Below are 26,119 nucleotides of genomic sequence, written 5' to 3'. Positions count from 1 at the left end.
CGCAACCCTCAAAACGCAGAATCCATGCAGACCATCGTTCTTTTTAGTCGTTCTCATGCTCCTGAAGCACATAACCCGGAATCTGGATTTCTTCCGGTTTTTCCATCTGGCTCAGCTCTTTTCTAGCAGCTGCACCATGTGCAATATGCGCGATGTCCACCAGTTCAACGTTGTCCTCGTTGTACTGGCTTTCCAGTGTCAGCGCCAGGACAGCCGCGGTATCAAGCGATGTCAGGCACGGAATACCAAGCTCGACCGCCTTTCTTCTCAGGCGGACACTGTCGCGTCCCGGCTGGCGTCCCGTCTTGGAAGTGGAAATTACATAGCTGATCTTTCCTTCTTCCAGCAGGGAAATGGTCGTCTCCTCGCCCTCTTTGGCTTCCTTCGGCTTCTTGACTAACGTTGAAGAAATGCCGACGCTGTTTAACCGGCTTGCGGTACCGGAGGTCGCGTAGATGTGGAATCCCATCGCCACGTACTCTTTGACCAGCTCGCGCAGGTCGCTCTTATCGGTATCGCGGACACTGATTAAGACGCCGCCCTCGCGCTTCATCGTATATCCGGCTGCTACCAGGCCTTTGAACAGCGCTTCCTCCATCGTCCGGGCGATACCCAGTACCTCGCCGGTCGATTTCATTTCCGGTCCGAGCTGTGTATCTACGTTGGACAGCTTCTCAAAGGAGAAGACCGGAACCTTGACTGCGTAGTACGGAGAGCACGGATACAGACCTGTCTCGTAGCCCATGTCATCCAGCTTCTCGCCCATCATGATGCGGGTTGCCAGATCGACCATCGGCACGCCGGTTACCTTGCTGATGTACGGCACGGTACGGGACGAACGCGGGTTGACCTCGATGATATAGATCGTATCCTCATGCAGGACATACTGGATATTGATCAGACCTTTCGTATTCATGGACAGCGCCAGACGGATGGAATAGTCCACCAGACGGTCTTTCTGGCTCTCGGTCAGCATAAATGCCGGATATACCGCGATGGAGTCGCCGGAATGGACGCCCGCACGCTCGATGTGCTCCATGATACCCGGAATCAGAACCGTTTCTCCGTCGCAGATCGCGTCGACCTCCAGCTCGGTACCCATCAGGTATTTATCAATCAGGATCGCATTCTCAATCTTGTGTGAGAGAATAATCTTCATATACTCATGAATATCGGCGTCGTTGTACGCGATAATCATGTTTTGTCCGCCTAATACATAGCTCGGACGCATCAGAACCGGATAGCCCAGATGATTTGCCGCCTGGATTGCCTCATCCTCAGTATAAACGGTCTGACCCGCTGCCTGTTTCATATTTAATTTTTTCAGCAGGGCTGCGAAACGTCCGCGATCCTCCGCCATATCGATGCTGTCTGCCGGAGTGCCGAGAACCGGAATATTGTTCTCTACAAGGCATTTTGTCAGACGGATCGCTGTCTGTCCGCCAAAGGCCACAACTGCGCCGATCGGCTTCTCGATCCGGATAATATCCAGCACATCCTCCGGTGTCAGCGGCTCAAAATACAGACGGTCTGCTACGTTGAAGTCGGTGGAAACGGTCTCCGGGTTGTTATTTACGATGACAACCTCATAACCGGCTCTCTTTAACGACCATACGCAGTGAACAGAGGCGAAATCGAACTCGATACCCTGACCGATACGGATCGGACCGGAACCAAATACCATAACAACCGGTTTTCCGCTTGCATTCTCTTTAATAAATTCTTCTGCCTCATCTTCCTCGCCGAAGGTGCTGTAGAAGTAAGGGGTACTTGCCGTAAACTCAGCGCTGCAGGTATCAACCATGCGGTAGCATGCCGGAACATGCTTGATTTCCGAAAGCCCGGTCATCTCCTTGATGACTGCATCCGGGAATCCGTTCTGTTTGGCTTCCATATAAAGCGCATCGCTCAGAGTCTCAGACTGCATCCGGCGTTCCAGAGACAGGATATGCATCAGTTTATTTAAGAACCACTCGTCGATCTTGGTCAGCTCATGAATCTCGGCAACGGTCACGCCGCGCTTGAAGCTCTCATAGATTGCAAACAGACGCTCGTCATCCTGCGCCAGAATTTTTTCTCTCAGCTCTTCCACACTCATCGGCGCCAGTTTCTTCATGTTCAGGCTGTTCTGGGAGATCTCCGCGCCGCGGACTGCCTTCATGAGCGCCTGCTCAAAGTTGCGGCCGATCGCCATAACCTCGCCGGTTGCCTTCATCTGGGTACCCAGCTTCCGGCGTCCGTAAACGAATTTATCAAATGGCCATTTCGGGAATTTAACCGTTACATAGTCAAGGGCCGGCTCGAAGCATGCCATCGTCTCGCCGGTTACCTCGTTCGGGATCTCGTCCAGATGATAACCGATCGCAATCTTGGTTGCCACGCGGGCAATCGGATATCCGGTTGCTTTCGAAGCAAGGGCGGAAGAACGGGATACACGCGGGTTTACCTCGATAACGGCATATTCAAAGCTCTCCGGATTCAGCGCAAACTGGCAGTTGCAGCCGCCCTCGATGCCCATCGCCTGGATAATATTCAGCGCTGCGGAACGAAGCATCTGGTATTCCTTATCCGCCAGCGTCACAGCCGGTGCGATAACAATGGAGTCGCCGGTGTGGACGCCGACCGGGTCAAAGTTTTCCATCGAGCAGACCGTAATCTCGTTGCCTATGGCATCGCGCATTACCTCAAACTCGATCTCCTTCCATCCGGAAATACATTTCTCAACCAGAATCTGATTGATCGGTGACAGGCGGATACCCGCCTCCGCGATGTTGTAAAGCTCTTCTTTATTTGCCGCAATACCGCCGCCGGTACCGCCCAGGGTAAAGGCCGGACGCACGATAACCGGGTAAGAAATAACCTCGGCAAAATCAAGCGCATCCTCGATGGTGGTGACAACCTTGGACGGAATGACCGGCTCACCGATAGCTTCCATCGTGTCTTTAAAGCACTGGCGGTCCTCCGCCTTATCGATGGTCTCCGGGGACGCGCCGAGAAGCGTTACATTGTGGCTCTTTAAGAAACCTTCTTTGGCAAGCTCCATGGACAGTGTCAGTCCGGTCTGTCCGCCCAGGGTGGACAGGATGCTGTCAGGCTTCTCTTTTTCAATGATTCTCTTGACAAATTCCAGGGTCAGCGGCTCGATGTATACGTGATCCGCAATGGCGCTGTCCGTCATGATGGTTGCCGGGTTGGAGTTTACTAAAACGACCTCCAGACCTTCCTCTTTTAAAGCCCGGCACGCCTGCGTTCCTGCATAGTCAAACTCTGCCGCCTGACCGATGACGATAGGGCCGGAACCGATTACCATAACTTTTTTCAGGGATTTATTTAACGGCATGACGCGCCCTCCTTTTCCTTATAATCTCTCATCATCTGAATGAAACGCCCAAACAGCTCTTCCGTATCCTTCGGACCTGCACACGCCTCCGGATGAAACTGGACGGTAAATGCCGGCATATCGTGGTAGGTGATGCCCTCGCAGGTGCCGTCGTTGACATTGATAAATGTCTCCTCCGCGCCCTCCGGCAGCGTATCGCGCAGTACCTCATAGCCGTGGTTCTGGCTGCTGATGTAGACGCGTCCGGTGGTCAGATCCTTGACCGGCTGGTTCGCACCTCTGTGACCGAATTTCATCTTTCCAGTCTTCGCACCCTTGGCAATCGCCAGCAGCTGGTGTCCCAGGCAGATGCCGAACATCGGTTTTCCAGCCTTCGTAATCTTTCGGATCTCCTCGATGATCTCCGGGTTGTCCTCTGGGTTGCCTGGACCGTTGGAAAGCATGATTCCGTCCGGATTCATCTTAAGAATCTCCTCCGCCGTCGTACCTGCCGGAAGGTCAGCCACGCGGCATCCGCGCCTGGTCAGCTCGCGGATGATATTTTCCTTTGCGCCGAAATCCCAGAGCACAATCTGGAACTCTTCTTTCTCATCCGCCGGTTTGATCTCACATTTCTTTGGTGTAACGGTTTCAACCGCCTTTGTAATGTGGAAGTTTTTCACTTCCTCCAGCTTTTTCGCGTCATACGGCGGCTTCACCTCGGTCAGCCAGCCGTTCATCGAACCGGATTCACGAATGGTTTTTGCCAGCTTTCTCGTATCGATTCCATAGACGCCCGGGATGTTTCTTTCTTTAAAAAAGGTGTCAAGATCCCCACTGCATCTGAAGTTGGAAGGTTCCTGACACCACTCTTTTACGATATAGGCTGATAAATATACCTCTTCATTCTCGAAGTCCTGCGGAATCACTCCGTAGTTTCCGATTAACGGAAATGTCTGAACGACAATCTGTCCAAAATAGCTGGGATCTGTGATCGTCTCAAGGTATCCTGTCATACCGGTTGTGAATACGACTTCTCCGGTCACTTCACGTAAAGGAGCGCCAAAGCTTTTTCCCTCAAAATAGTCGCCGTTTTCCAACAGAAGATATACCGGTTTCTCCATCTGGTCACCATTCCTTTCTCTCTCGTACCCTGCCTTCTCAAACCGCTTCGTCGCCAGACCGCTTTTTCTTGTATTTGGACGATTTACCGCTTCCGTTTACATAGGATGTATGCGGCAGCTGGCTCTTTTTACTGTCTGTTCCGGCAGTTTACTTTTTCATTCTCAATAACCTTACATTTGAGCAAATCTGTTTTCCTTAGATGTTTTTTTTACATCATTACAGACACATTTTATAAATTGTCTGATTATGCAGAAAAAGCGTCCATGAGCCTAAGCCCATGAACGCCCTTGTTCATATTCTGAAAGATTATAGCATAGTAAAGTTCTATGCGTCAAGAGATTTTTTATGCATTTTTATGCTCTTTATGCGTTATTTATGTATTTTTATGCATTCCTGTGTTTCTTGCTTTAAATGTAATAGCTGGCTTCCGTATTTTTTTACTGCAAAAAATTAAAGTCTTGATGGGAGTCTTCTCGACTGAAATAAATGCTTGTTCTTATGCCTGTTTCTTTAAATAAGAAAATGTAGTCTTTTGAAAGGTGGAATTAACAATGAAGAAAAAATTATCATTTATCATTGAGATTATTATAGGTATAATCTTTATATGTTTTGGATATTTCGTTATTGATACTGATTATTACGCTACACTTTTTTACGCAATGGGGTTCGGTTTAGCTTTTGCTTCTGGTGTTCAATTATTGAAAATTTGTTATTATGAAATGCCAAAAAATAAAGAAAAATTACAAAATATAAATAGAGAAAATCACATCAATAATGTTGATGAAAGAAAAATATTTTTAAGAATGAAAGCTGGTTCTTTAGTATATCAGTTAATGACTTTCGTGTATTTGTTTGTTGCTTTTGTACTTGCGTTACTTCATATTGAAGCATGGATTATAGGCATTATATTTGGTTTATTCCTACTGCAAACATTTTTAGGGATTATTCTATATAAGCATTTTGAAAAACATTTCTAAAACATTCAGTAAATTGTGACGAGGTAATACTATGATAGGACTTAAAAAACGAGATATTAAAAAAGCATTGAAAGCTGGTGCAAAAGCTGGCGGTGTGTCATTAGCTGATGTTCGAGCTGATATTGAAGCGACGATTGATGAAGCTATGAACAGCACCGACCCAGAAGTGCAGGAGAATTTCAGAAAGTATTTTGGAAATAAACGCCCTACTCCAGAAGAATATATTTACAAGATTACAAAAAAGACAAAAGTTTAATAGAAATCAAGTGCTGTAAGGGGGCTTGTGTCATGGAAAGTTTTAAGCATAATCTTATACGGTCATACACTACCTAACAGCATTTTATTAACAACTGAATATCTCACAGCTTTAATAGCTCGTACAGACTATATGTTTTGTGCGGGCTTTTTTTGTACCCGAAAAAATTTTTTCATTTTTTTTCAAAATCATGCAACAAATCACACCTTGCTGTACAGATATGGTGCGGAAAGAGGGATAAACACTTTTCACGTCATAACGGAAAGGGGGTGTGATGATATGAAACCGTCGGACTTCCAAAAGACAATACAATGTCAATTTGACTGCAAGCTCAAACGTGTAGTGAAAGGCATTGTCCGTAATTATCGCAAAGAATTAAAGCGACGAAGAAATAAGGAAATTTCCTATTGTGAACTTCCAGAAATCGTCGTAGAAAAGCTGGCAGTCTGGGACGAATACGAAAGCGATTATACCGCCTTTGATGTATGTGGTATTGAGGTTCGTGTCCTTGATGATGATTTAGCAGAAGCGATTAAGTATCTGTCTGAAAAAGACAGAGAAATCTTGTTGATGTATTTCTTCTTAGGCATGAGCGATACAGAAATCGGCGACAGATTAAAGATTAACCGTTCAACGTCGTTCCGCAGTAGGAAGAACTCACTTGAAGAAATCAAGAAAAAATTAAAGGAGAACATGAATGATGAATAACACACGCCCGTCATTTTACCTTATTTCGTCGGCTGTGGACGGCAACGTAAATGCGATTGAAAAGATACTGGCGTTGTATGACCCGTACATATCAAAATGTTGTTTGCGTCCGTTCTACGACAAATATGGTAATGTCTGCATAGTCGTAGACATGGAATTAAAAGGACGTATCAGAGAAGCACTTATCAAAATGATTTTGGACTTTGATATTCCTTTAGAAACCGAAGAATAACAAGCAGTAACCGCAGAGCATGATTTGTTCAATCCCCTCTTTCCTGCTCTGCCCCTGCTTTTACATGAAAGCAACACGCTTTCGCCACAGCTCTTTGACAACTGAATAAAGCAGACAGATACGTTTGTGAGATAGCGAGCCACGGGGACTGTACGCCACGACCTTTTCAAAAGAAAGCGAGCGACCCACGCAGTGATCCGAGAGCGACTGTTGGAAAAGTCGTTTTGCCACGACCTATCCTCACAGAATAATGATACGTCCGCATGGTGCGGTTCTGCCCACAAGAATGGGAATAGTTGAGATACTAACGGAGCTTTCCAAAGCCGTCTGCCTGCTTGTAAAAAATGACACACAGTAAAGGGGGTGCATAGATTATGAACAATACTGATGTGCCTATCTGGGAAAAATATACGCTGACGATTGAAGAAGCGTCCAAATACTTCCGCATTGGCGAAAAGAAATTGCGTAAATTAGCCGAAGAAAATATTGACGCTGGCTGGGTTATCGTGAACGGTAACCGTATTCAGATTAAGCGAAAACAATTTGAAAAAATCATAGATACATTGGACGAAATCTAATGTCATTGAGCCGTAGATATGGTATAATAAATATAGCGTATCACGGCTCATTCCATGACGGAAAGGAGCTTTACACTATGTCTAATGTAAAACGAAAAGACGGTAAAAATCGCAATTTGCGTAATGGAGAGAGCCAGCGAAAAGACGGAAGATACGTTTATAAATATACCGATATATACGGAAAGCCACAATTTGTCTATTCTTGGAAACTTGTACCGACAGACAAGACACCTGCTGGAAAGCGTGATGATATATCGTTGAGGGAAAAAGAAGCACAGATAAAAAAAGACCTTAACGACGGTATCGACACAGTCGGCGGTAAAATGACAGTCTGCCAGCTCTACGACAAGAAGAACAGCCAAAGAAAGAACATCAAAAGGGCTACTGAAAAAGGACGACAGTATCTTATGAACGCTCTGAAAAACGACCCGTTGGGTATGAGGGCGATTGATACTGTGAAGCAATCGGACGCTAAAGAATGGGCTATCAGAATGAGTGAAAAAGGATATGCCTATAAAACGATTGATAACTATAAGCGTTCCTTGAAAGCGTCATTTTACATGGCGATACAAGACGACTGTATCAGAAAGAACCCGTTTGAATTTAAGCTAAGTGATGTTCTGGAAGATGATACGGAGCAGAAAGTTATCCTTACACCAGAGCAGGAAGAACGCCTGCTTGCCTTTATGGAAAAGGACAAGATTTACAGCAAGTATTATGATGAGGTTGTGCTTCTGCTGGAAACGGGACTTCGTATTTCTGAATTTTGCGGACTGACGACGCATATTGATATGCAGAACAGAATACTCAATATAGACCACCAGCTATTGAAAGATAGCGAAATAGGCTACTATATTGAAACACCAAAGACCAAAAACGGAAAACGGGAACTTCCATTGACAGAACGGGCTTATCAAGCAATCCAAAGAATACTAAAGAGCAGAGGAAAAGCACAACCGCTGATTGTAGGTGGTTACAGCAATTTCCTATTCTTAAACCGTGAGGGCTTGCCTAAAGTTGCAGGAAACTATGAGGGTATGGTGCGAGGATTGATTAAGAAATATAACAAGTATCACACGGATAAGTTACCGAACATCACACCACATTCATTCAGGCATACTTATTGTACGAATATGGCAAATAGAGGAATGAACCCAAACACCCTGCAATATCTCATGGGACACGCTAACATAACCATGACACTTGGCTATTACGCACACGGTACATTTCAATCTGCAAAAGCGGAACTGGAAAGACTGGCTTGTTAATATCGGAGCTTATATTTACTACTCATTTACTACTTTTGGTTGCATTTTCATGCTGGTAAATGCCAGCTTATGCAAGGTATCTTCCAAAAAGAAAATACCGATAAAGCCCTAAAATACGGGATATATCGGCATTTACCAACTTATGAAAAGATAATCAGAAATTTAGTAAGTTTTTTATATAATAAGAACAGGCATTTTTGATTTAGGAGGTATTTTTTTATGGATAAAATTACCAGTTTTACTATCGACCATCTGAAACTGCTCCCTGGAGTCTATGTATCCCGCAAGGACCGCGTGGGCGATCAGGTCATCACCACCTTTGATATCCGCATGACACGTCCAAACTATGAGCCGGTCATGAATACTGCCGAGGTTCACACCATTGAGCACCTGGCTGCCACCTGGCTGCGAAATAACGAGGAATGGAAAGACCGCGTCCTCTACTTCGGACCGATGGGCTGCCGCACCGGCTTCTACCTGCTTCTCGCAGGCGACCTGACATCCGAGGAGATCGTTCCGCTGATGAAGGGGCTCTTTACTTTCATGCGCGACTACAAAGACGAGGTTCCGGGTGCTTGTGCAAAAGATTGCGGCAACTACCTCGATATGAACCTGCCGATGGCAAACTGGCTGGCTGACCGCTTTCTGCGCGAAGTCTTAGATGGAATTGGTCCGGAGAGACTGGTTTATCCGGAATAAAAGACAAGAATAGCAGGCGGTATGCTTTGAAACACAAAACCCCCAGATGCTGCAGCATCTGAGGGGTTTTATTCTATTATTTTCTATTTTTCCTATTTTCTTGCATCCGCAGCCGCTGCATGTCCAGATAATCCTTCTCCATGCGCCATACGCGATACAAGCGGTGCGATCCGCGCGGATGCCTCCGGGGTCATGCTCTGGTGGGTACAGGTCTTTAAGAATGTACCAACCCAGACGCCGCCGGTATAACGTGCCGCCCGAAGAGTCGGAAGTGTGTGGTTGGTTCCGGAAGCATAATCACCAAATACCTCCGCCGTATTCTGACCGATAAACAGGGAACCGTAATTAACCAGCTTCGGAACCAGTGCATCCGGATCTTCCACGTTGATCTCCAGATGCTCCGGTGCGTACTCATTCGCATACTGAACTGCCTCGTCCAGGCTGTCTACCACGCCAATCTCTCCAAACGTATCCCAAGACTGTCTCGCAATCTTTGCCGTATCCAGAATCTTCAGCTCTTCCTCTACCGCCTCAATCACGCTCTTTCCAAATGCCTCATCCGTTGTCAGAAGAATGCCTTTCGCATTGACATCATGCTCAGACTGTGCCAGCAGATCGGCCGCCACCACCTTCGCACTCGCTTTTCCGTCGGCGATTACCAGGACCTCGCTCGGCCCGGCTACGAAGTCGATGCCGACCTGCCCGTAGCACTGACGTTTCGCCTCGGTTACGAAGCGGTTACCCGGTCCTACAATAATATCCACCGGCTTGATACTCTCCGTTCCATAGGAAAATGCCGCGATCGCCTGTGCACCGCCCAGTGCATAGATCTCATCCACGCCAGCCAGATCCATCGCTACCAGCGTCCTGGCATTGATATGACCCGTTCCACGCACTACCGGAGAGCAGGCGGTGATACGTTTTACTCCCGCTGCCTTCGCCGGAGTCGCTAACATCAGTGCCGTCGAATACAGTGGATAATTGCCACCCGGCACATAACAGCAGCAGGACTCCACCGGAATGATGCGGTGTCCTAAAAAGACTCCCGGCTCCGGGCTGAAATTGTCAAGGGGTTTCACTGTCTGCCTCTGCGCGTTCGCAAATGCGTCAATATTGTGATGCGCCGCTTTCAGATCCGCCAGCTCCTGCTCGCCCAGCTCTTTATAAGCCGCATCAATCTCCTCCCGGCTGACCCGCAGCGATTCACGGGTACATCCGTCAAACTTCTCATTATACTCCCTCAGTGCCGCGTCCCCGCGCCCCCGGACCTCACCAATAATCCCCGCCACGTTCTCCCGCAGATTCCGATTATCTTCCTCGCTTCGAACCTGTGCTTCTTTTATAATCTTGATCATACGTTCTGCCTCTCTGTATAAGTTTTATCATTTTTTCCAAGTATACCACAAGTCTTTTTATTTTGCGATACAAAATAAACCTATCCAGCACATCTGAAACCAGAACGTTACTGTACACGGGTAGGCACTTTTGGAACCGAAAGTGCCGTAAGAAAACGTGGTGGCAGCAGGAATTTGCCGTATTTAAATGCGAAGCCACGGCAAATTCCGTTACTGGGCACGTTTGCGTGAACAGTAACACCAGAACAGGATCTCACTTTTCTCTTAGACAACCGTCTCAATATTCTTAACCACAAATCCCTCTTTTTCAACCGCTTCCTGCAGCTTCGCATCGTCCACGCCATTCTCATAGAACACGCGGGCAATGCCTCTGTCTACGTCCGCATCTGCACGGATGACGCCGTTCTGGGCGGTCAGGGCTTTTTCAACGGATTTCTTGCAGTTTGCACAGTGCATACCCTCGATCCGCATGATCTTGGACGGGGTACCCGCTGTAACCGCTTTCTTGGAAAGATCTTCGCCGCGCGCACCAGCATTCCCATCGCTGCCGCAGGAACCGCAGCTTCCACCGGAGCATCCGCAGCATCCGCCGCCTTTTCCCGTGTAATGACGGATCGCCGAACGTAATGCCAGCAAAAGCAAAATCGCTACTACAATTAAAATTCCAATATCAATCGGTCTCATACGTTATCGTCCTCTCTTCTCTGACTTTTCGATGAATGGCTTCGGAGTATCTTTTTTATTTTATCATACACACGGCAGATAAAATATCCTACAAAATAAACTACCAGAAAACCAATCACACCATAAAACATGGATCCGGATGAATCTCCCATCTATGCTTTCTCCTTTTCTTTTTTGAAATCGAATAAAACTGCCTCCAAACAGCAGACTTTCATTCTGCTATCCGAGGCAGCCTTATAAAGGATTGATTTTATCACTTATGATTACAGGCACCTGCCGATGCCCGGTCAGCGGAAACGCAAAACCACCGGCCGGACGGCAGAACCTGTTTTATTTTTCATTTAGAAACTAACTTATGAAGCTGCCTCTACAGAGCTTCTTGTGTAGCTCTTCTGATCCTTGTATGGATCCGGACGGAACAGCATGAAGAGCATGAATACCAAAAGGACTGCTGCCACGATAGTCCATACGTTGAATGCAACTGCGCCAAGTACCAGACCACCTAACTGATATACAATCAGGGATACAGCGTAAGCGAAGAGATTCTGATACAGGATAGCGAACCAGAACCATTTTCTGGACTGGAGCTGCTGTGCCATCGTTGCGATAGCTGCCAGACACGGAGAGTCAAGCAGGTTGAACAGCAGGAATGTAAAGGCTGCGATGGTTGTCGGGAACCATGTCTGGATAGCTGCTGCTACGACATCGGTCTCCTCAGACAGATCCTCGGATACATTCGCCAGAACACCCATGGTGGAAACGATAGCCTCTTTTGCTGTGAAACCAGTGATGGAAGCTGCAACTGGCTGCCACTCGCCGAAACCAAGCGGACGGAACAGGATTGCGATAGCACCACCCAGCATAGCCAGGATAGAATCTGCAGATTCTTCTACCAGACCAAATCCACCGTCTACAAATCCGAAGGAGGACAGGAACCACATAACAACGCAAGCCAGGAACAGGATTGTACCAGCCTTGATGATGAATCCCTTCAGACGCTCCCAAACATGAAGGAGAACGGTCTTAGCGGACGGAATGTGGTACGCCGGAAGCTCCATAACGAACGGAGCTGGTTTGCCGGAGAACGGTTTTGTCTTCTTTAACATGATAGCGGATACAAGAACCGCAGCGATACCTACAAAGTACATGATCGGAGCCATCATAGTAGCCAGATCCATGTCGCCGCTCATATAGCCAGCCATAACGCCGCCCATCAGAGCGATAACCGGCAGTTTCGCACCACACGGAACGAATGTAGCGGTCATGATGGTAAGACGTCTGTCGTTGTCCTGCTCGATGGTCTTGGACGCCATGATACCTGGAACACCGCAGCCAGAGGAAATCAGCAGCGGGATGAAGCTCTTACCGGACAGTCCGAAGTGACGGAATACACGGTCCATAACGAATGCGATACGTACCATGTAGCCACAATCTTCCAGAATGGAAAGGAACAGGAACAGGATAGCCATCTGCGGAACGAAACCAAGAACGGCGCCAACACCGCCGATGATACCATCCACTACAAGGCTTACAATCAGGTCGGAAGCGCCTGCTGCTGCCAGCGCATCGCCAGCCCAGCCCTGAATTGCACCAACAAATGTATCATTGGTCCAGTCTGTTACGAATGTACCCACGGTAGTAACGGATACATAGTAAACCGCCCACATAACAAGAACAAAGATCGGAATACCAAGTAAACGGTTGGTTACGATGCTATCGATCTTATCAGAAAGACTCATTTTCTGAGCCGGTTTCTTTACGGTCTCCTCGATAACCTTCTGAATGTATACATATCTCTGGTCAGTGATAACGGACTCAGCGTCATCATCAAACTCTTTCTCCAGTTCCTTGGTGTAACGGGAGAAACGGTTGTCTGCACTAAGGCCAAGCTGCTCTGCAACCTTGCTGTCATTCTCGAGAACTTTGATTGCATACCATCTCTTCTCTGCATCCGGAATGCTGGACGGAAGCTCTGCCTCGATTGCGCTTACTTTATCCTCTACGCTGCTCTCGAAAATAGCACTTACAGTGCCTGCTGCATGGCTCTTTGCAACTTTGATTGCCTCTGCAATGACTTCCTTCAGACCGGTTTTCTTCAGCGCGGAAGTCTCGATGATCGGGCAGCCAAGTTTCTTGGACAGTGCCTTTACATCAATGTTAATGCCGTTCTTCTTCAGAAGATCGCACATATTTAAAGCGATAACAACCGGAATACCTGTCTCGATCAGCTGTGTGGTCAGATACAGGTTACGCTCAATGTTGGTTGCATCGACTAAGTCTACGATGACATCCGGATTCTCTTTTAAGATAAAATCACGGGTTACAACTTCCTCCAGTGTATACGGAGAAAGGGAATAAACTCCTGGAAGGTCCGTTACATTTACTTCTTCTCCCGAAGCATCTTTTAATTTACCGGTTTTCTTCTCAACTGTAACACCCGGCCAGTTACCTACGTACTGGTTAGCACCCGTCAGTGCGTTAAACATGGTTGTTTTACCGCAGTTCGGGTTACCCGCCAAAGCAATATGAATTGCCATTTTTCATCCTCCTGCTTTTTTAATCAAACTTATTAAACTGTCTGAACATCTACGCACTCAGCATCGGCTTTACGAAGTGAAAGCTCATATCCACGAATCGTAACCTCTACCGGGTCGCCCAGCGGAGCTACTTTTCGAATAAAAATCTCGCTTCCCTTCGTGATGCCCATATCCATGATGCGGCGTTTGTATGCGCCTTCGCCATGAATCTTGACAACTTTGACGGTAGATCCAACCTGTGCATCTTTAAGCGTCATTCTCTGTTCCTCCTAACCATTCCAATTTTTTACTCGGGATTCCGTCTGCTTTTCTACCATACAACCTGCTCCGGAATATCCCCATTCCCTTGTCTTAGACCAGAATGTGTCTTGCCTGATCCTTATTTATAGCCACTCTGGACTCCTTTACGTGAATAATCACGTCTCCGTCCAGCTGGGTTATCAATTTTACTTCGGTTCCCTCGTTAAATCCCATGGATTTTAAATGAGAACGAACCTCTGTGTTTCCGCTGATCTTTTTGATCGTATAGGCGGTTCCTACGGTTGCCATCGAAATCGGCATTGCTCCCTGCATACGATTCTCCTTCCTCTGTTTTTCCACCTTCTGCCCGTCATGATGTCTCACTTGGCGGAAACGGCTGTTTTCATCTGCCGGTAATCTAATTGATTCGCGTACATTAATTTTCATTAGTGCCTGCTAACAGTTGTTAGAGAAAGCTAATTTTCATTAGATGAGACTAATTTTCATTAGTTTCTCCTAACCCATACATAAGGTTAGCACATGCTAACTTTATTGTCAAGTTTTTTTGCCTGACCTGGAAATAAAAAAAGGGCGTGTTTTACGCCCGAAAATTGTCAAAAATTCCCATAGGATAAAAGTCATCCCAGCCATTTTCCCACAAAATACAGCGTCAAAAGATGCGCCGGATAATAGACATAAAAGAAGGAACGAAATCTGCTCCGACCTCTGGAGCCGTCATATAACATGAAACAGACAGCCGTGAGCGCCAGTACCCAGAGGGGTTCCTGCCACGCGAACGCGCCGATGAGGACGGCGGCAATCATCTTCATAAACACCCCCGCCGTTTTCTCATGAAAAAGAATGTGCTTTGGCACGTTAGTGCCTGAATTTCCTATTACACAAAAATAAAATGCCAGCACCAGTCCCATCCCCCATGCGCCGCCGTCTGCTCCCGCCGCTTCTGTCAGCGTACAGAACACTGCCGTCAGCACCAGCTTCTCCCAGATATCGTTTCCATACCGCTCTAACAGCTCCATCGCAACCAGCGCCAGAAAAAAGGTCAGGCAGACATTCTGGTGCTGTGCATCCATCCACCGTCCGGAAAATGCCAGATCATACGGAATTTCCGACACAGCCGCCGCCAAAAGCAGCCTCCGTCCATAACATCTGCGATCCCGCGTGTGAAAAAAACCTTCTACTAATAAAAAGGCGAACAATGGAAACGCCAGATCCCCAAATGTCCGGAATCCCGGAACCGGTCTGCAGATCACCGCAATGTGGTCTGCCGTCATCGCCAGGAGTGCTAAATATTTAAGGGAGAACGTGCTGAGATGGAGGCGGGTTAAAACCGCTCTTTGCATTTTCTCTGATTTCTCATTCTGCTTTTCATTGATTCGGTCTTTTATCGCACTTTCCTCCCTTCATCCCCTGTCCGTTCTATCTCTATTCCATCAAATTATACTGAATATTACACTCTCTGTCCATCCGCACTTTTCCACTCTCTTTTTCTCCTTCTCCCCTATTTTCCCATTCTCATTTTCCACTCTTTCTACCCATTTTTTTCTTTAATTTTCTGTAACTGTTCAGTACCTTCACAGTCACGCGCAGTAAATGCGCAGACCTACTGAACAGTTACTATTTTCTCTAATAAAAAAATGCCATTTTTTCTTATAAATAAAGGGTTTTCGGCACTTTTCCGCGTCTTTTTTACATTAATTTTACATTTTATTTGACAAACGAAAAACCGTGTTATATTCTGTAAATGGTGCTGGTGCGAGATCCTGCTGAAAAAGCAAAAATCCCGCACCGCTCTTCATTTTAAATACTAAAAAATACACGGACAAAAGAGGTAGAATCTCATGGCAGGTTTAGATATTATTTGCATTGGCGCTATCAATTATGACTATATGTTTCACTGCACCGGGCTTGATCTGGTGGAGACATCCGCCGGTGGAGGCGACGAGAACTTAAGCAACCCGATTTCCGATGTGGAAAACGATATTCAGGAGCTGGCGATAAAAGGCAAGGAATACACAACCCAGATCGGCGGTTCTGCTTTCATCACCCTGAAAGTGGCAAAGCATATTCTCCCTAACCTGCAGGTCGCTTACGTCGGCGTGTGCGGCACGCCCAGTCCATTCGATCTGCGCTTCGGCAAGACAAATGACATTGACGCCGAGCTGGCGCACCTGGATAACCGTGACTGGCTGTTTACCACGCGCGAGCGCTTCGACGATCCATATTCCAAAGCGATTGCCAAATCGATTGTCCGCCTTTATAATCACACGCGCAATTGCATCAAGATCGCGCCGTGTGCCAACAACACTCTCTTAGACCGCATCCATGAACAGGAAGCCCGGACGGGAACCACACTGGCGGAGTACCTCGCGCAGGCCCGCTGGATCCACCTGTCATCCCTGTCTGATTTCGACCAATTCGAGGCAATCATGCAATCGGTCATCCAGGCAAAACATTTAAATCCTGCCATGAAAGTCAGCATGGATCCTGGTTTTGAGTATACATCGCTGCGCCGTGAGCGCTTACAGCCACTGATCGCATATGCCGATTATGTTTTCTTAAATAAATCCGAAAAGAAAAACCTCGGCTTCAATGCCCGCAGCGCCCGTCCGCTCTACGCGAACCTCTGTGAGTATTTTTCTGCGATCAACCCGGATCCCACCCGCACCCTCATTGTCAAGCACGATGACCGCCATGAGCTGATCCATTTTAAGGACGGCGTATGTCAGATCCGCACAGTCCGCCACAAAAAGCTCTACCAGTACCAGTTAAACAACGATACCGGCGCCGGTGATTCCTTTGCCGGCGGTTTCATCAGCGGTATGCTCGATGATCGGCTCAATTCGGATATCGCTGAGCCGATCCAGCTCGGTGTTCTGGCTGCCAAGGGACGGATGCGTAGTTTTGATTATGAGAACCCGTATCTGAATATACAGAAATTGACCGATGCTTTTTTCGAAGCTCTATAATATTTTTTTCAAGTGCTGTTAAATAGCGCAGCGTGAATTGCAGCCATCATTTCAGGAGAAAAGTACGTTACTTTTCTCCTGTTTATCCTTATATAATTATATATATAATGTCTGTACACATCAAAAAACTTCTTTCATATATTAATATCAATTTGATATTGATTTTGGAGATCCCATGATCCGCCTCAGCCTATGTATGATCGTCAAAAATGAAGAAGCCGTTTTGACGCGTGTTTTAGCATCTGCCATACAATTTGCGGATGAAATCCTCGTCGCCGACACCGGTTCCACCGATCGAACTGTAGAAATCGCCCGGCAATACACCAAACATATTTATCACTACCCGTGGAACGATGATTTCGCCGCCGCGCGCAATTTCATCTGTGAAAAGGTCACAACCGAATACTGGATGTGGCTCGACGCCGACGATGTCGTTCCCGCAGAATCAATTACAGCGATTTTAAAGTTGAAAGAAACTTTAAGCAAATCCCCGCAGCCCGACGTTGTCATGATGAAATACATCGCTGGATTCCAGCCGGACGGCACACCTGCATTTACCTACGATCGCGAACGGATTCTGCGAACGGACCGGCATTTTCGCTGGAAAGGACGCGTCCACGAAGCCATCGCGCCACGCGGCAGAATTCTCTATTCTCCTATTCAGATCGAACACCGGAAGCCTGCTTCCGCTCTCACCCATTCTGACCGGAACCTGAAAATCTATGAAACAATGCTTGCAGACGGCGAACTGCTCGATCCGCGCCATCAATACTACTACGCCCGCGAACTCATCGACCACAAACAATACGAAAAAGCCCGCCCGGTTCTGGAACATTTCCTAAACGAACCGGACGGGTGGTATGAAAATAAGGCGGACGCCTGTCTGCTTCTGGCGCGCTGCCATGAAATGCTCAGAAATACGGCTGCCAGCCAGCTTTCTCTGTTCCAGAGTTTTCTCTACGACCGCCCACGTGCTAAAACCTGCTGTGAGATCGGACGGTTGAAACTTTCCCTCGGAGAAATTTCCCAGGCTGTTTTCTGGTACCAGCTTGCCCTCAAAGACCGACCAGAATATCATCCAAATGCCTTTATCGAAGCCGATTACTATGATTTCATTCCTTTAATCCAGCTATGCGTCTGCTATGATCGGATGGGAAACTATGATAAGGCACTGTATTATCATAAGGAAACAAAAAAAATCCGCCCGGATTCTCCGGCGGTTTTGACAAATGAAGAATACTTTCAAACCATATCCTCAAACCATAAAACAAACGGATTACCTATCTTGTGACATTCGCTCCGACCTCTGCAGTGGTCTGAGCAGCGGACTGGGAGTCGTTCCATCCAGCGGCATCCACACTTTCTACATTCATTCTTACCGTCTTCCACACTTATAATATTCCACAGTTCCCAACCCTCAATTTCCCCGCCCCTTTCTGCTAATGCACATCTCTTTCATCGCACACATATACTACATCAGGATGGATGTCCTAAATCTGGAAAGGAGTTTTTTATGTTTCGTCATTCATGTAATTTTCCCTACTATTTTGATGATAGTGACTATGAAAATAACGGCTATGGGCGCTGCGGACGCGATCGCGGCTGTCCCGGTTCTTTTGAACCCTACAACTGCTGTCGTCCCGGTCCCATAGGACCACGCGGCTGCCCCGGACCGATCGGACCTGTCGGTCCCACTGGTGCTGCCGGACTCGATGGACTGGACGGCGCTACGGGTCCGGCTGGGCCGACTGGGCCGACCGGCGCTACCGGTCCTGCGGGTCCAGCTGGGCCGACCGGCACTACCGGGGCTGTTGGTCCGACTGGGCCGGCTGGCGCTGACGGGGCTGCGGGTCCGACTGGGCCGACCGGGGCTGACGGCGCTACCGGCCCAACTGGCGCTACAGGAGCTACCGGCGCTGCGGGTCCGACTGGCGCTACAGGTCCTACCGGCGCTGCAGGAGCTGTCGGCGCTACAGGAGCTACCGGCGCAACGGGTCCTACCGGCGCTACAGGTCCTACCGGTCCCGCCGCCACCGTTACCGCCGCTGCTCCCGTCGCAGATGCAACAAGTGCTGAAGATGTCGTTGAACGCTTCAATGAACTTCTTGCCAACCTGCGTGCCGCCGGACTTCTGGCAACCGACAATGCGTAAAAGGCTGAAATTCTGTGAAAAAGAATGTACCTTGACACATTCGGGCGTCTCGCGCGGTCGCTTGCGACATGTTTCTGCTTCGCGCGAGTACGCATCCTCGCGGAGCGTTTGTTGTTTCATAGAACGCAATTTCCTATGAAACAACAGAAAAACCCCGGAAACCTTACAGTTCCGGGGTATCTCTTACGTCTGGACACAATGCGCTTCCTGGAAGCGACTTTATAATATATATACGGTACATCTTCTTGCCTGCTGCGCATACAAGAAGCACCTTTGTTTAATTCATTGATTACTCGATGATAGTAGCAACTCTACCAGATCCTACTGTACGGCCGCCCTCACGGATAGCGAAACGAAGACCCTGCTCCATAGCTACCGGATGAATCAGCTCTACAGTCATCTCTACGTTGTCGCCCGGCATACACATCTCGGTACCAGCCGGTAACTCACAAACGCCTGTTACGTCAGTGGTTCTGAAGTAGAACTGCGGACGATAGTTGTTGAAGAACGGAGTATGACGACCACCCTCGTCTTTTGTCAGAACGTAAACCTGAGCAGTAAATTTCTTATGGCATTTTACAGAGCCCGGTTTAACCAGACACTGACCACGCTGGATGTCAGTTCTCTGAACACCACGAAGCAGAGCACCGATGTTATCACCAGCCTCAGCCTGATCAAGCAGCTTACGGAACATCTCGATACCAGTTACAACAGTCTTACGAGTCTCCTCGTGAATACCAACGATCTCAACCTCATCGTTCAGTTTCAGAGTACCACGCTCAACACGGCCGGTAGCAACAGTACCACGACCTGTGATGGTGAATACGTCCTCGATTGGCATCAGGAACGGCTTATCAGTAGCACGTACCGGATCCGGAATGTAGGAATCTACAGCGTCCATGAGCTCCATGATCTTGTCGCCCCACTCGCCGTTCGGATCTTCAAGAGCCTTCAGAGCAGAACCCTGGATGATCGGTGTGTCATCGCCCGGGAACTCGTACTCGTTCAGCAGGTCTCTGATCTCCATCTCAACCAGCTCAAGCAGCTCCGGATCGTCTACCATATCGCACTTGTTCATGAATACTACGATGTACGGTACGCCTACCTGACGGGAAAGCAGGATGTGCTCTCTTGTCTGAGCCATAACACCATCGGTAGCAGCTACAACCAGAATAGCGCCATCCATCTGAGCAGCACCAGTGATCATGTTCTTAACGTAGTCAGCATGTCCTGGGCAGTCAACGTGTGCGTAATGTCTCTTCTCTGTCTGATACTCAACGTGTGCAGTAGAGATAGTAATACCACGCTCTCTCTCTTCCGGAGCTTTATCGATATCCTCGAAGTTCTCAGCTGTGTTACCAGCTACTCTTGCAGCCAGAACTTTTGTGATAGCTGCTGTCAGGGTTGTTTTACCATGGTCTACGTGTCCGATAGTACCAATGTTACAATGCGGTTTAGTTCTTTCAAACTTTGCTTTTGCCATTTTAAGACGTCCTCCTTAATTTACACCCAATACGGGTATCTCAATTTATGTTAGGCTGACTCTAATTATATTCGATTAGAGCCGTTTTTTCAAGCCTAATATTGCTTTTCCGGGCAGTTATCTGCCCGGAAAAGGCAATATAGTTACATTTTTAATTATTTCTCAGCTTTTCCAGCAAGAACTTTCTCCTGAACGCTCTTCGGAACCTGCTCATATTTCTCAAAGAACATGGAGTAGTTACCACGTCCCTGAGTTCTGGAACGAAGGTCGGTAGAATAACCGAACATCTCTGCCAGCGGAACATAAGCCTTAACCAGCTTGCCGCCGCCGATGTCTTCCATACCCTCGATACGACCACGACGAGAATTGATATCACCGATGATATCACCCATATACTCTTCCGGCATGGTTACCTCAACCTTCATGATCGGCTCAAGCAGTACCGGGTTACCTTTACGCATAGCATCCTTGAATGCCATGGAACCTGCGATATGGAAAGCCATCTCAGAAGAGTCGACCTCATGGTAGGAACCATCGTATACGTCAGCGTGAACGCCGAGTACCGGGAATCCGCCGAGGATACCTGCCTTAGCAGCCTCTTCGATACCTTCGCCTACAGCCGGGATGTACTCTTTCGGGATAGCACCGCCGACAACGCTGGACTCAAACTTGAAGGTCTCTTCGCCGTTCGGATCCATCGGAGTGAAGTGTACCTTACAGTGACCGTACTGACCACGACCACCAGACTGTTTTGCATACTTGCTGTCTACATCTACAGCCTTTGTGAAGGTCTCTTTGTAAGCTACCTGCGGAGCACCTACGTTAGCTTCAACGTGGAACTCACGAAGCAGACGGTCTACGATAATCTCCAGATGGAGCTCGCCCATACCAGCGATGATTGTCTGACCAGTCTCTTTGTTTGTATAAGCACGGAAGGTCGGATCCTCCTCTGCCAGTTTTGCAAGAGCCTCGCCCATCTTGTCCTGACCAGCTTTGGTCTTCGGCTCGATAGCGATGTCGATAACCGGCTCCGGGAACTCCATGGACTCCAGGATTACCGGATGCTGCTCATCACAGATAGTATCACCTGTGGTGGAGAACTTGAATCCGATCGCTGCTGCGATATCACCGGAGTAAACCTTTTCCAGCTCGTGACGCTTGTTGGCATGCATCTGAAGGATACGTCCAACACGCTCTTTTTTGTCCTTTGTTGCATTCAGTACATATGAACCGGAGTTCATAACACCTGAGTACACACGGAAGTAAGCCAGCTTACCTACGAACGGGTCGGTCATGATCTTGAATACAAGAGCGGAGAACGGCTCTTCGTCGGAAGAATGTCTTACAGTCTCGTTGCCATCCAGGTCAACACCCTTGATCGGCGGGATGTCAAGCGGAGACGGCATGAACTCGATGATTGCATCCAGGAGCTTCTGAACACCCTTATTTCTGTATGCAGTACCACAGCATACCGGGATTGCCTGACACTCGCAGGTTGCTTTTCTTAATACTTTCTTTAACTCATCTACAGACGGCTCTTCACCCTCAAGGTAAGCCATCATCAGATCGTCGTCCAGCTCGCAGATCTTCTCTACCAGCTCGGTGTGGTAAAGCTCAGCGTCATCCTTCATATCCTCCGGGATATCAAGGATGCTAATGTCCTCACCCTTATCATCATTGTAGATGTATGCTTTCATCTCGAACAGGTCGATAATTCCCTTGAAATCATCTTCCTTGCCGATCGGAAGCTGTAAACAGATAGCATTCTTACCAAGTCTGGTCTTGATCTGCTCTACACAGCCATAGAAGTTTGCACCCAGGATATCCATCTTGTTGATGAATGCCATACGCGGTACATTGTAGGTATCAGCCTGACGCCATACGTTCTCAGACTGCGGCTCTACACCACCCTTAGCACAGAATACACCTACAGCACCGTCCAGTACACGCAGGGAACGCTCAACCTCAACCGTGAAGTCAACGTGTCCTGGAGTATCGATGATGTTGATACGATGCTCCAGAGCGCCTGGTTTCGGTTTGCAGTTTTCCTGCAGAGTCCAGTGACAGGTTGTCGCTGCAGAAGTGATGGTAATACCTCTCTCCTGCTCCTGAGCCATCCAGTCCATGGTAGCAGTACCTTCATGAGTATCACCGATCTTATAGTTAACACCAGTATAATACAGAATACGCTCAGTAGTGGTAGTCTTACCAGCATCGATATGAGCCATAATACCAATATTTCTGGTTCTCTCTAACGGATATTCTCTTCCAGCCAAAGCTTTTTCCTCCTATTAGAATCTGTAATGAGCAAATGCCTTGTTAGCCTCTGCCATCTTATGCATATCTTCTTTCTTCTTCACAGATGCACCAGTGTTGTTAGCTGCATCCAGAATCTCTTTTGCCAGTCTCTCTTCCTGAGTCTTCTCGCCTCTCTTACGGGAGTACAGAGTGATCCAGCGAAGTGCAAGAGCCTGTCTTCTTTCCGGCTTAACCTCGATCGGTACCTGATAGGTAGCACCACCGATACGTTTTGCCTTAACTTCCAGAACCGGCATGATGTTGTTCATTGCCTCTTCGAAAACCTCTACAGCTTCCTTACCGGATTCTGCAGCGACACGATCAAACGCGCCGTATACGATCTTCTGAGCAACGCCCTTTTTGCCGTCCAGCATGATGTTGTTGATTAATTTAGTAACAACCTTGTTGTTGTACAGCGGATCCGCTAATACGTCTCTTTTCTGAGTATGTCCTTTACGTGGCACGTTACTTCCCTCCTTAATATCTGCTCCGGCGGGGAGCCGCGGGAGCCATTCATTAGATCTTAGGTACTCGCATTGAACACTTAGCGAGGTTCCTCACGAGCTTAGTGTGAAAGCGCACCTGCGAAACGAGCGCGTCTTTCAGCGCGACATTGAGCATGGTGCTTCCTCTCTTCCTACTCGGCAGGTTCTCTCTAAGTTCAACCTGCGTCTCGTGCGCGGTTCTATGATTCCCTGCAACCTACAGGATCAATATCAAAGTCCGGCACATTCATTCTAAATCTAATAGAACTTCTACCTAATTAAAATTATTTCTTGTCTTTCGGTCTCTTAGCGCCGTATTTGGAACGCGCCTGTTTTCTGTTGGCTACGCCTGCAGTATCAAGAGTACCTCTGATGATGTGGTATCTGGTACCTGGTAAGTCTTTTACACGACCACCACGAATCAGAACAACGCTGTGCTCCTGTAAGTTGTGTCCCTCACCCGGGATGTAGCTTGTTACTTCGATACCGTTGGAAAGACGAACTCTGGCGATTTTTCTAAGAGCAGAGTTAGGCTTTTTAGGTGTTGCAGTCTTAACGGCTGTACACACGCCTCTCTTCTGCGGTGCAGAAACGTTGATAGCTTTCTTCTGTAAAGAGTTGTATCCCTTCTGCAGAGCCGGAGCTGTTGATTTCTTTTCAGATGTCTGTCTTCCCTTTCTTACTAACTGGTTAAATGTAGGCATCCTTTTCACCTCCTGTGATATTGTCTGTGGTTGCTTTTTTAAGCTTGTATTTCCGCGCAGAAATTCCTTGAATTTTGCACGCTTACTTATTATAGCTAGTTTGAGTTTCACTGTCAAGGTATAAAATGCAAATTTTTCCCGTAAAATAAAGGTTTTGTTACTGTTCACGCATACGTGCCCAGTAACGGAATTTGCCGTGGCTTCGCATTTAAATACGGCAAATTCCTGCTGCCACCACGTTTTCTTACGGCACTTTCGGTTCCAAAAGTGCCTACCTGTGAGCAGTAACAAGGGTTTTGTGCTGTAGCCAGGTACAGTGCAAAACCCTCTATTGTCTCGTCTGACTCTTTTTTGTCCGGAAAATATCTTAAATATCCCGGAACTTCATTTCCGCTACTCCTGCGGTCCCATGTACTCCGAATCACCAAAACCAAGAATCAGCATAAAAAGCGGATTCAGGAAAAATAAACCAATAGTAAATCCTATCCCGTAACCATAGGCACACGCCAGCTTATAGAGTGCCACCACATTCATGAGTGCTGTTCCCAGAAGCGCAAGCGAACCGATAACTCCCACGATTCCGCCGAAGGAATTTAAAATACCTCCGCCGACCGCCAGTCCCAGTGCCACCCAGAAATACTGTACATCCCAAGTCAGCCGGTACTGTACATAGCCATTGTAAATCGGAATGATGGATTTCCATCCTTCTTCCCCGGCTTTTGTAAAGATCTTCCAGTATGCAATTACCTGCAGAATATAAAAGATAAACGCAAATAATGCATATGCCATAATAAACGCCAGCAATCCCATATGCTTTCCTCCTTTCAGCTTTTACTGTCCGAAGAACGTATTCACGCCAGCCAGCAGTCCGTTCGCCAGCGTCTCAAGCGTCGCACCCGAATGATCGGACGCCTTATCTCCCAGTTCAATATCCACACTCGGAATCGTCGAATAGGAAGTCTGGGTCAAATCCATCTCCATGCTGCCTTTGGAATAAATCTTCACACCCGCGCTCTTTAAGCCGCTGATCAGCGACTCGCCCAGTTGGTTGTGCTGCTTCCAATGAGAGGCAACCGGCTCCATCGCACGGTAGGTTGCATTGCTTGGAACGCTCATGAAAAAAGCACCCTTGTTGCTGCTGGTTGAATCCCAGTGCAAGGCTATATGACAGTCCGCGTTGTTATTCGCAATGACCGTACGGGCTATATTATCCAGCTGTACATCATCTGATTCACGGATCATCAGTACATCATAGCCTGCATTCAGAAGTTTTGTCTTAAGCACCTTTGCCATAGCAAGTGTTACCTTGCTCTCTACTGTTCCATCTGCAAAGGTCATACCGCTGGAAACTGCCACTGCTGAGGTAGCACCGGCTCCGGTTGTGCCGCCGGTTACTTTCGCACTTCCATCCGGATGACACTGGGTCTTGACGCTTCCGCCACCGTTTGTTCCATGTCCGGCATTGACACAGACCACTTTATTTTTCTTGTTGGAAGCCGTCGAGCGGTACAGGGTCGCAGTTCCGCTGTTGATCTTTGAATGATTTGCGTATTTATAATTAGAAGAAAGTGCGATCGCCGTGCCGCCGGATGTCTGCGCTCCCGCTGCTGTCTGGCTGGTTGTCTGGACAGCACCTGCGGATGCCGGTTTTTTGCTTGTCACATAGGCGGATGAAACATAATACTTCTTTCCATCCAAAAGAATCATCGTCCACTGCCCGCTGGTTCCCACGCGCTCCAGCTTCTGACCGTAGGACAGATTGCCCGCGATATTATTGTCCTTGATCTGCGCCGATGTCCGGTAGCGCAGGGAAGACGTATTGACATACACCGAGTCACCTGCCAGCGCGATCTGCGACATACCGGCTGTCATCAGCAGAGCCGCCGCCAGTCCCAGTGCATGTTTTTTGAGCCGATTGTGTCTCTTCATCTATATAATCTCCTTCCAATGTCTCTATTTTTTAAATAATTGTTTCTGTTTTGAAAGTCTAAAATCGTTAAATTTGTTTTTTAAATTTATACAATTCAATCAC

25 protein-coding genes are annotated in these 26,119 nt (G+C 47.7%); 10 read left to right on the top strand and 15 right to left on the bottom strand.

Going from position 1 to position 26,119, the window contains the following annotated elements; genetic code table 11:
* Positions 1-43: 43 nt before the first annotated feature.
* Both carB and DXD12_RS06970 read right to left on the bottom strand, forming a co-directional pair.
* Positions 44-3,340, bottom strand: a complete 3,297-nt coding sequence (gene carB, locus DXD12_RS06975; RefSeq protein ID WP_118469134.1) for a carbamoyl-phosphate synthase large subunit — start codon at positions 3,338-3,340, stop codon at positions 44-46.
* Entirely contained in the window at positions 3,331-4,443 is a 1,113-nt protein-coding gene (locus DXD12_RS06970; RefSeq protein WP_118293832.1) for a carbamoyl phosphate synthase small subunit, read from the bottom strand. The genes carB and DXD12_RS06970 overlap by 10 nt, the downstream gene beginning before the upstream one ends.
* A 552-nt stretch (positions 4,444-4,995) precedes the next feature.
* On the opposite strand from DXD12_RS06970, the gene DXD12_RS06960 reads away from it, so the two are divergent.
* From DXD12_RS06960 to DXD12_RS06920, 7 genes are all read left to right on the top strand, one after another.
* Positions 4,996-5,421, top strand: coding sequence for a hypothetical protein (locus DXD12_RS06960; RefSeq protein ID WP_008787628.1), 426 nt, complete (start codon positions 4,996-4,998; stop codon positions 5,419-5,421).
* 31 nt (positions 5,422-5,452) lie between these two features.
* A complete protein-coding gene (locus tag DXD12_RS06955) occupies positions 5,453-5,677 on the top strand; it encodes a hypothetical protein (RefSeq protein ID WP_008787629.1) in 225 nt (74 codons plus the stop codon).
* A gap of 279 nt (positions 5,678-5,956) precedes the next feature.
* Positions 5,957-6,385, top strand: a complete 429-nt coding sequence (locus DXD12_RS06950) for a sigma factor-like helix-turn-helix DNA-binding protein (protein WP_008787630.1) — start codon at positions 5,957-5,959, stop codon at positions 6,383-6,385.
* A complete protein-coding gene (locus DXD12_RS06945) occupies positions 6,378-6,617 on the top strand; it encodes a helix-turn-helix domain-containing protein (protein ID WP_025487352.1) in 240 nt (79 codons plus the stop codon). The genes DXD12_RS06950 and DXD12_RS06945 overlap by 8 nt, the downstream gene beginning before the upstream one ends.
* Positions 6,618-6,991: 374 nt before the next feature.
* On the top strand, positions 6,992-7,195 hold the full coding sequence (locus DXD12_RS06930) for an excisionase (protein ID WP_004613735.1): 204 nt from the start codon (positions 6,992-6,994) through the stop codon (positions 7,193-7,195).
* A gap of 77 nt (positions 7,196-7,272) precedes the next feature.
* Complete coding sequence (locus tag DXD12_RS06925; RefSeq protein ID WP_009271880.1) at positions 7,273-8,463, top strand: site-specific integrase; 1,191 nt, start codon at positions 7,273-7,275, stop codon at positions 8,461-8,463.
* Positions 8,464-8,682: 219 nt separating this feature from the next.
* Positions 8,683-9,162 (top strand): S-ribosylhomocysteine lyase, encoded by a 480-nt coding sequence (locus DXD12_RS06920; protein WP_022359008.1) that lies wholly within the window; start codon positions 8,683-8,685, stop codon positions 9,160-9,162.
* 92 nt (positions 9,163-9,254) lie between these two features.
* Here DXD12_RS06920 and hisD read toward each other — a convergent pair whose 3' ends face one another.
* The 7 genes from hisD to DXD12_RS06890 form a co-directional block, all read right to left on the bottom strand.
* A complete protein-coding gene (hisD, locus tag DXD12_RS06915; protein WP_347561373.1) occupies positions 9,255-10,517 on the bottom strand; it encodes a histidinol dehydrogenase in 1,263 nt (420 codons plus the stop codon).
* Positions 10,518-10,781: 264 nt separating this feature from the next.
* Positions 10,782-11,201: a heavy metal-associated domain-containing protein gene (locus tag DXD12_RS06910; protein ID WP_107000658.1), complete on the bottom strand. Its 420-nt coding sequence runs from the start codon at positions 11,199-11,201 to the stop codon at positions 10,782-10,784.
* Entirely contained in the window at positions 11,198-11,353 is a 156-nt protein-coding gene (locus DXD12_RS15275) for a hypothetical protein (protein ID WP_022359011.1), read from the bottom strand. The genes DXD12_RS06910 and DXD12_RS15275 overlap by 4 nt, the downstream gene beginning before the upstream one ends.
* Positions 11,354-11,554: 201 nt before the next feature.
* Positions 11,555-13,738 carry a ferrous iron transport protein B gene (gene feoB / locus DXD12_RS06905; protein WP_118637883.1) on the bottom strand — a complete coding sequence of 728 codons (2,184 nt, stop codon included), beginning with the start codon at positions 13,736-13,738 and terminating at the stop codon, positions 11,555-11,557.
* A gap of 32 nt (positions 13,739-13,770) precedes the next feature.
* Positions 13,771-13,995: a ferrous iron transport protein A gene (locus tag DXD12_RS06900; RefSeq protein ID WP_022359013.1), complete on the bottom strand. Its 225-nt coding sequence runs from the start codon at positions 13,993-13,995 to the stop codon at positions 13,771-13,773.
* A 94-nt stretch (positions 13,996-14,089) separates the two neighbouring features.
* Entirely contained in the window at positions 14,090-14,425 is a 336-nt protein-coding gene (locus DXD12_RS15635; protein ID WP_242995768.1) for a FeoA family protein, read from the bottom strand.
* A 191-nt stretch (positions 14,426-14,616) separates the two neighbouring features.
* Positions 14,617-15,339: a TraX family protein gene (locus tag DXD12_RS06890; protein WP_118637881.1), complete on the bottom strand. Its 723-nt coding sequence runs from the start codon at positions 15,337-15,339 to the stop codon at positions 14,617-14,619.
* A 498-nt stretch (positions 15,340-15,837) separates the two neighbouring features.
* Here DXD12_RS06890 and DXD12_RS06885 point away from each other — a divergent pair, with 498 nt between their 5' ends.
* The 3 genes from DXD12_RS06885 to DXD12_RS15785 all read left to right on the top strand — a co-directional run bounded on the left by DXD12_RS06885 (position 15,838) and on the right by DXD12_RS15785 (position 19,117).
* Positions 15,838-16,965, top strand: coding sequence for a carbohydrate kinase family protein (locus tag DXD12_RS06885; protein ID WP_107000661.1), 1,128 nt, complete (start codon positions 15,838-15,840; stop codon positions 16,963-16,965).
* A 175-nt stretch (positions 16,966-17,140) separates the two neighbouring features.
* Positions 17,141-18,256 (top strand): glycosyltransferase family 2 protein, encoded by a 1,116-nt coding sequence (locus tag DXD12_RS06880; RefSeq protein ID WP_107000662.1) that lies wholly within the window; start codon positions 17,141-17,143, stop codon positions 18,254-18,256.
* Between the two features lie 222 nt (positions 18,257-18,478).
* Entirely contained in the window at positions 18,479-19,117 is a 639-nt protein-coding gene (locus DXD12_RS15785; RefSeq protein WP_147354014.1) for a collagen-like protein, read from the top strand.
* A gap of 289 nt (positions 19,118-19,406) precedes the next feature.
* Here the strand turns inward: DXD12_RS15785 and tuf are convergent, their stop codons facing one another.
* The 6 genes from tuf to DXD12_RS06845 form a co-directional block, all read right to left on the bottom strand.
* Positions 19,407-20,600 (bottom strand): elongation factor Tu, encoded by a 1,194-nt coding sequence (gene tuf / locus DXD12_RS06870; protein WP_107000672.1) that lies wholly within the window; start codon positions 20,598-20,600, stop codon positions 19,407-19,409.
* A gap of 155 nt (positions 20,601-20,755) precedes the next feature.
* Positions 20,756-22,876: an elongation factor G gene (fusA, locus tag DXD12_RS06865; RefSeq protein ID WP_107000673.1), complete on the bottom strand. Its 2,121-nt coding sequence runs from the start codon at positions 22,874-22,876 to the stop codon at positions 20,756-20,758.
* Positions 22,877-22,891: 15 nt separating this feature from the next.
* On the bottom strand, positions 22,892-23,362 hold the full coding sequence (rpsG, locus tag DXD12_RS06860; RefSeq protein ID WP_022358473.1) for a 30S ribosomal protein S7: 471 nt from the start codon (positions 23,360-23,362) through the stop codon (positions 22,892-22,894).
* A 305-nt stretch (positions 23,363-23,667) separates the two neighbouring features.
* Positions 23,668-24,087 carry a 30S ribosomal protein S12 gene (gene rpsL / locus DXD12_RS06855; protein WP_022358472.1) on the bottom strand — a complete coding sequence of 140 codons (420 nt, stop codon included), beginning with the start codon at positions 24,085-24,087 and terminating at the stop codon, positions 23,668-23,670.
* Positions 24,088-24,480: 393 nt separating this feature from the next.
* Positions 24,481-24,897, bottom strand: a complete 417-nt coding sequence (locus DXD12_RS06850) for a DUF5684 domain-containing protein (RefSeq protein WP_118637879.1) — start codon at positions 24,895-24,897, stop codon at positions 24,481-24,483.
* A 21-nt stretch (positions 24,898-24,918) separates the two neighbouring features.
* Positions 24,919-26,016, bottom strand: a complete 1,098-nt coding sequence (locus DXD12_RS06845) for an N-acetylmuramoyl-L-alanine amidase (RefSeq protein ID WP_118637876.1) — start codon at positions 26,014-26,016, stop codon at positions 24,919-24,921.
* Between the last annotated feature and the right edge of the window lie 103 nt (positions 26,017-26,119).

The sequence above is a fragment of the Clostridium sp. TF11-13AC genome (assembly GCF_003481065.1).
Taxonomy (GTDB): domain Bacteria; phylum Bacillota; class Clostridia; order Lachnospirales; family Lachnospiraceae; genus Otoolea; species Otoolea fessa.
This window is presented reverse-complemented; position numbering and strand designations above follow the sequence as displayed.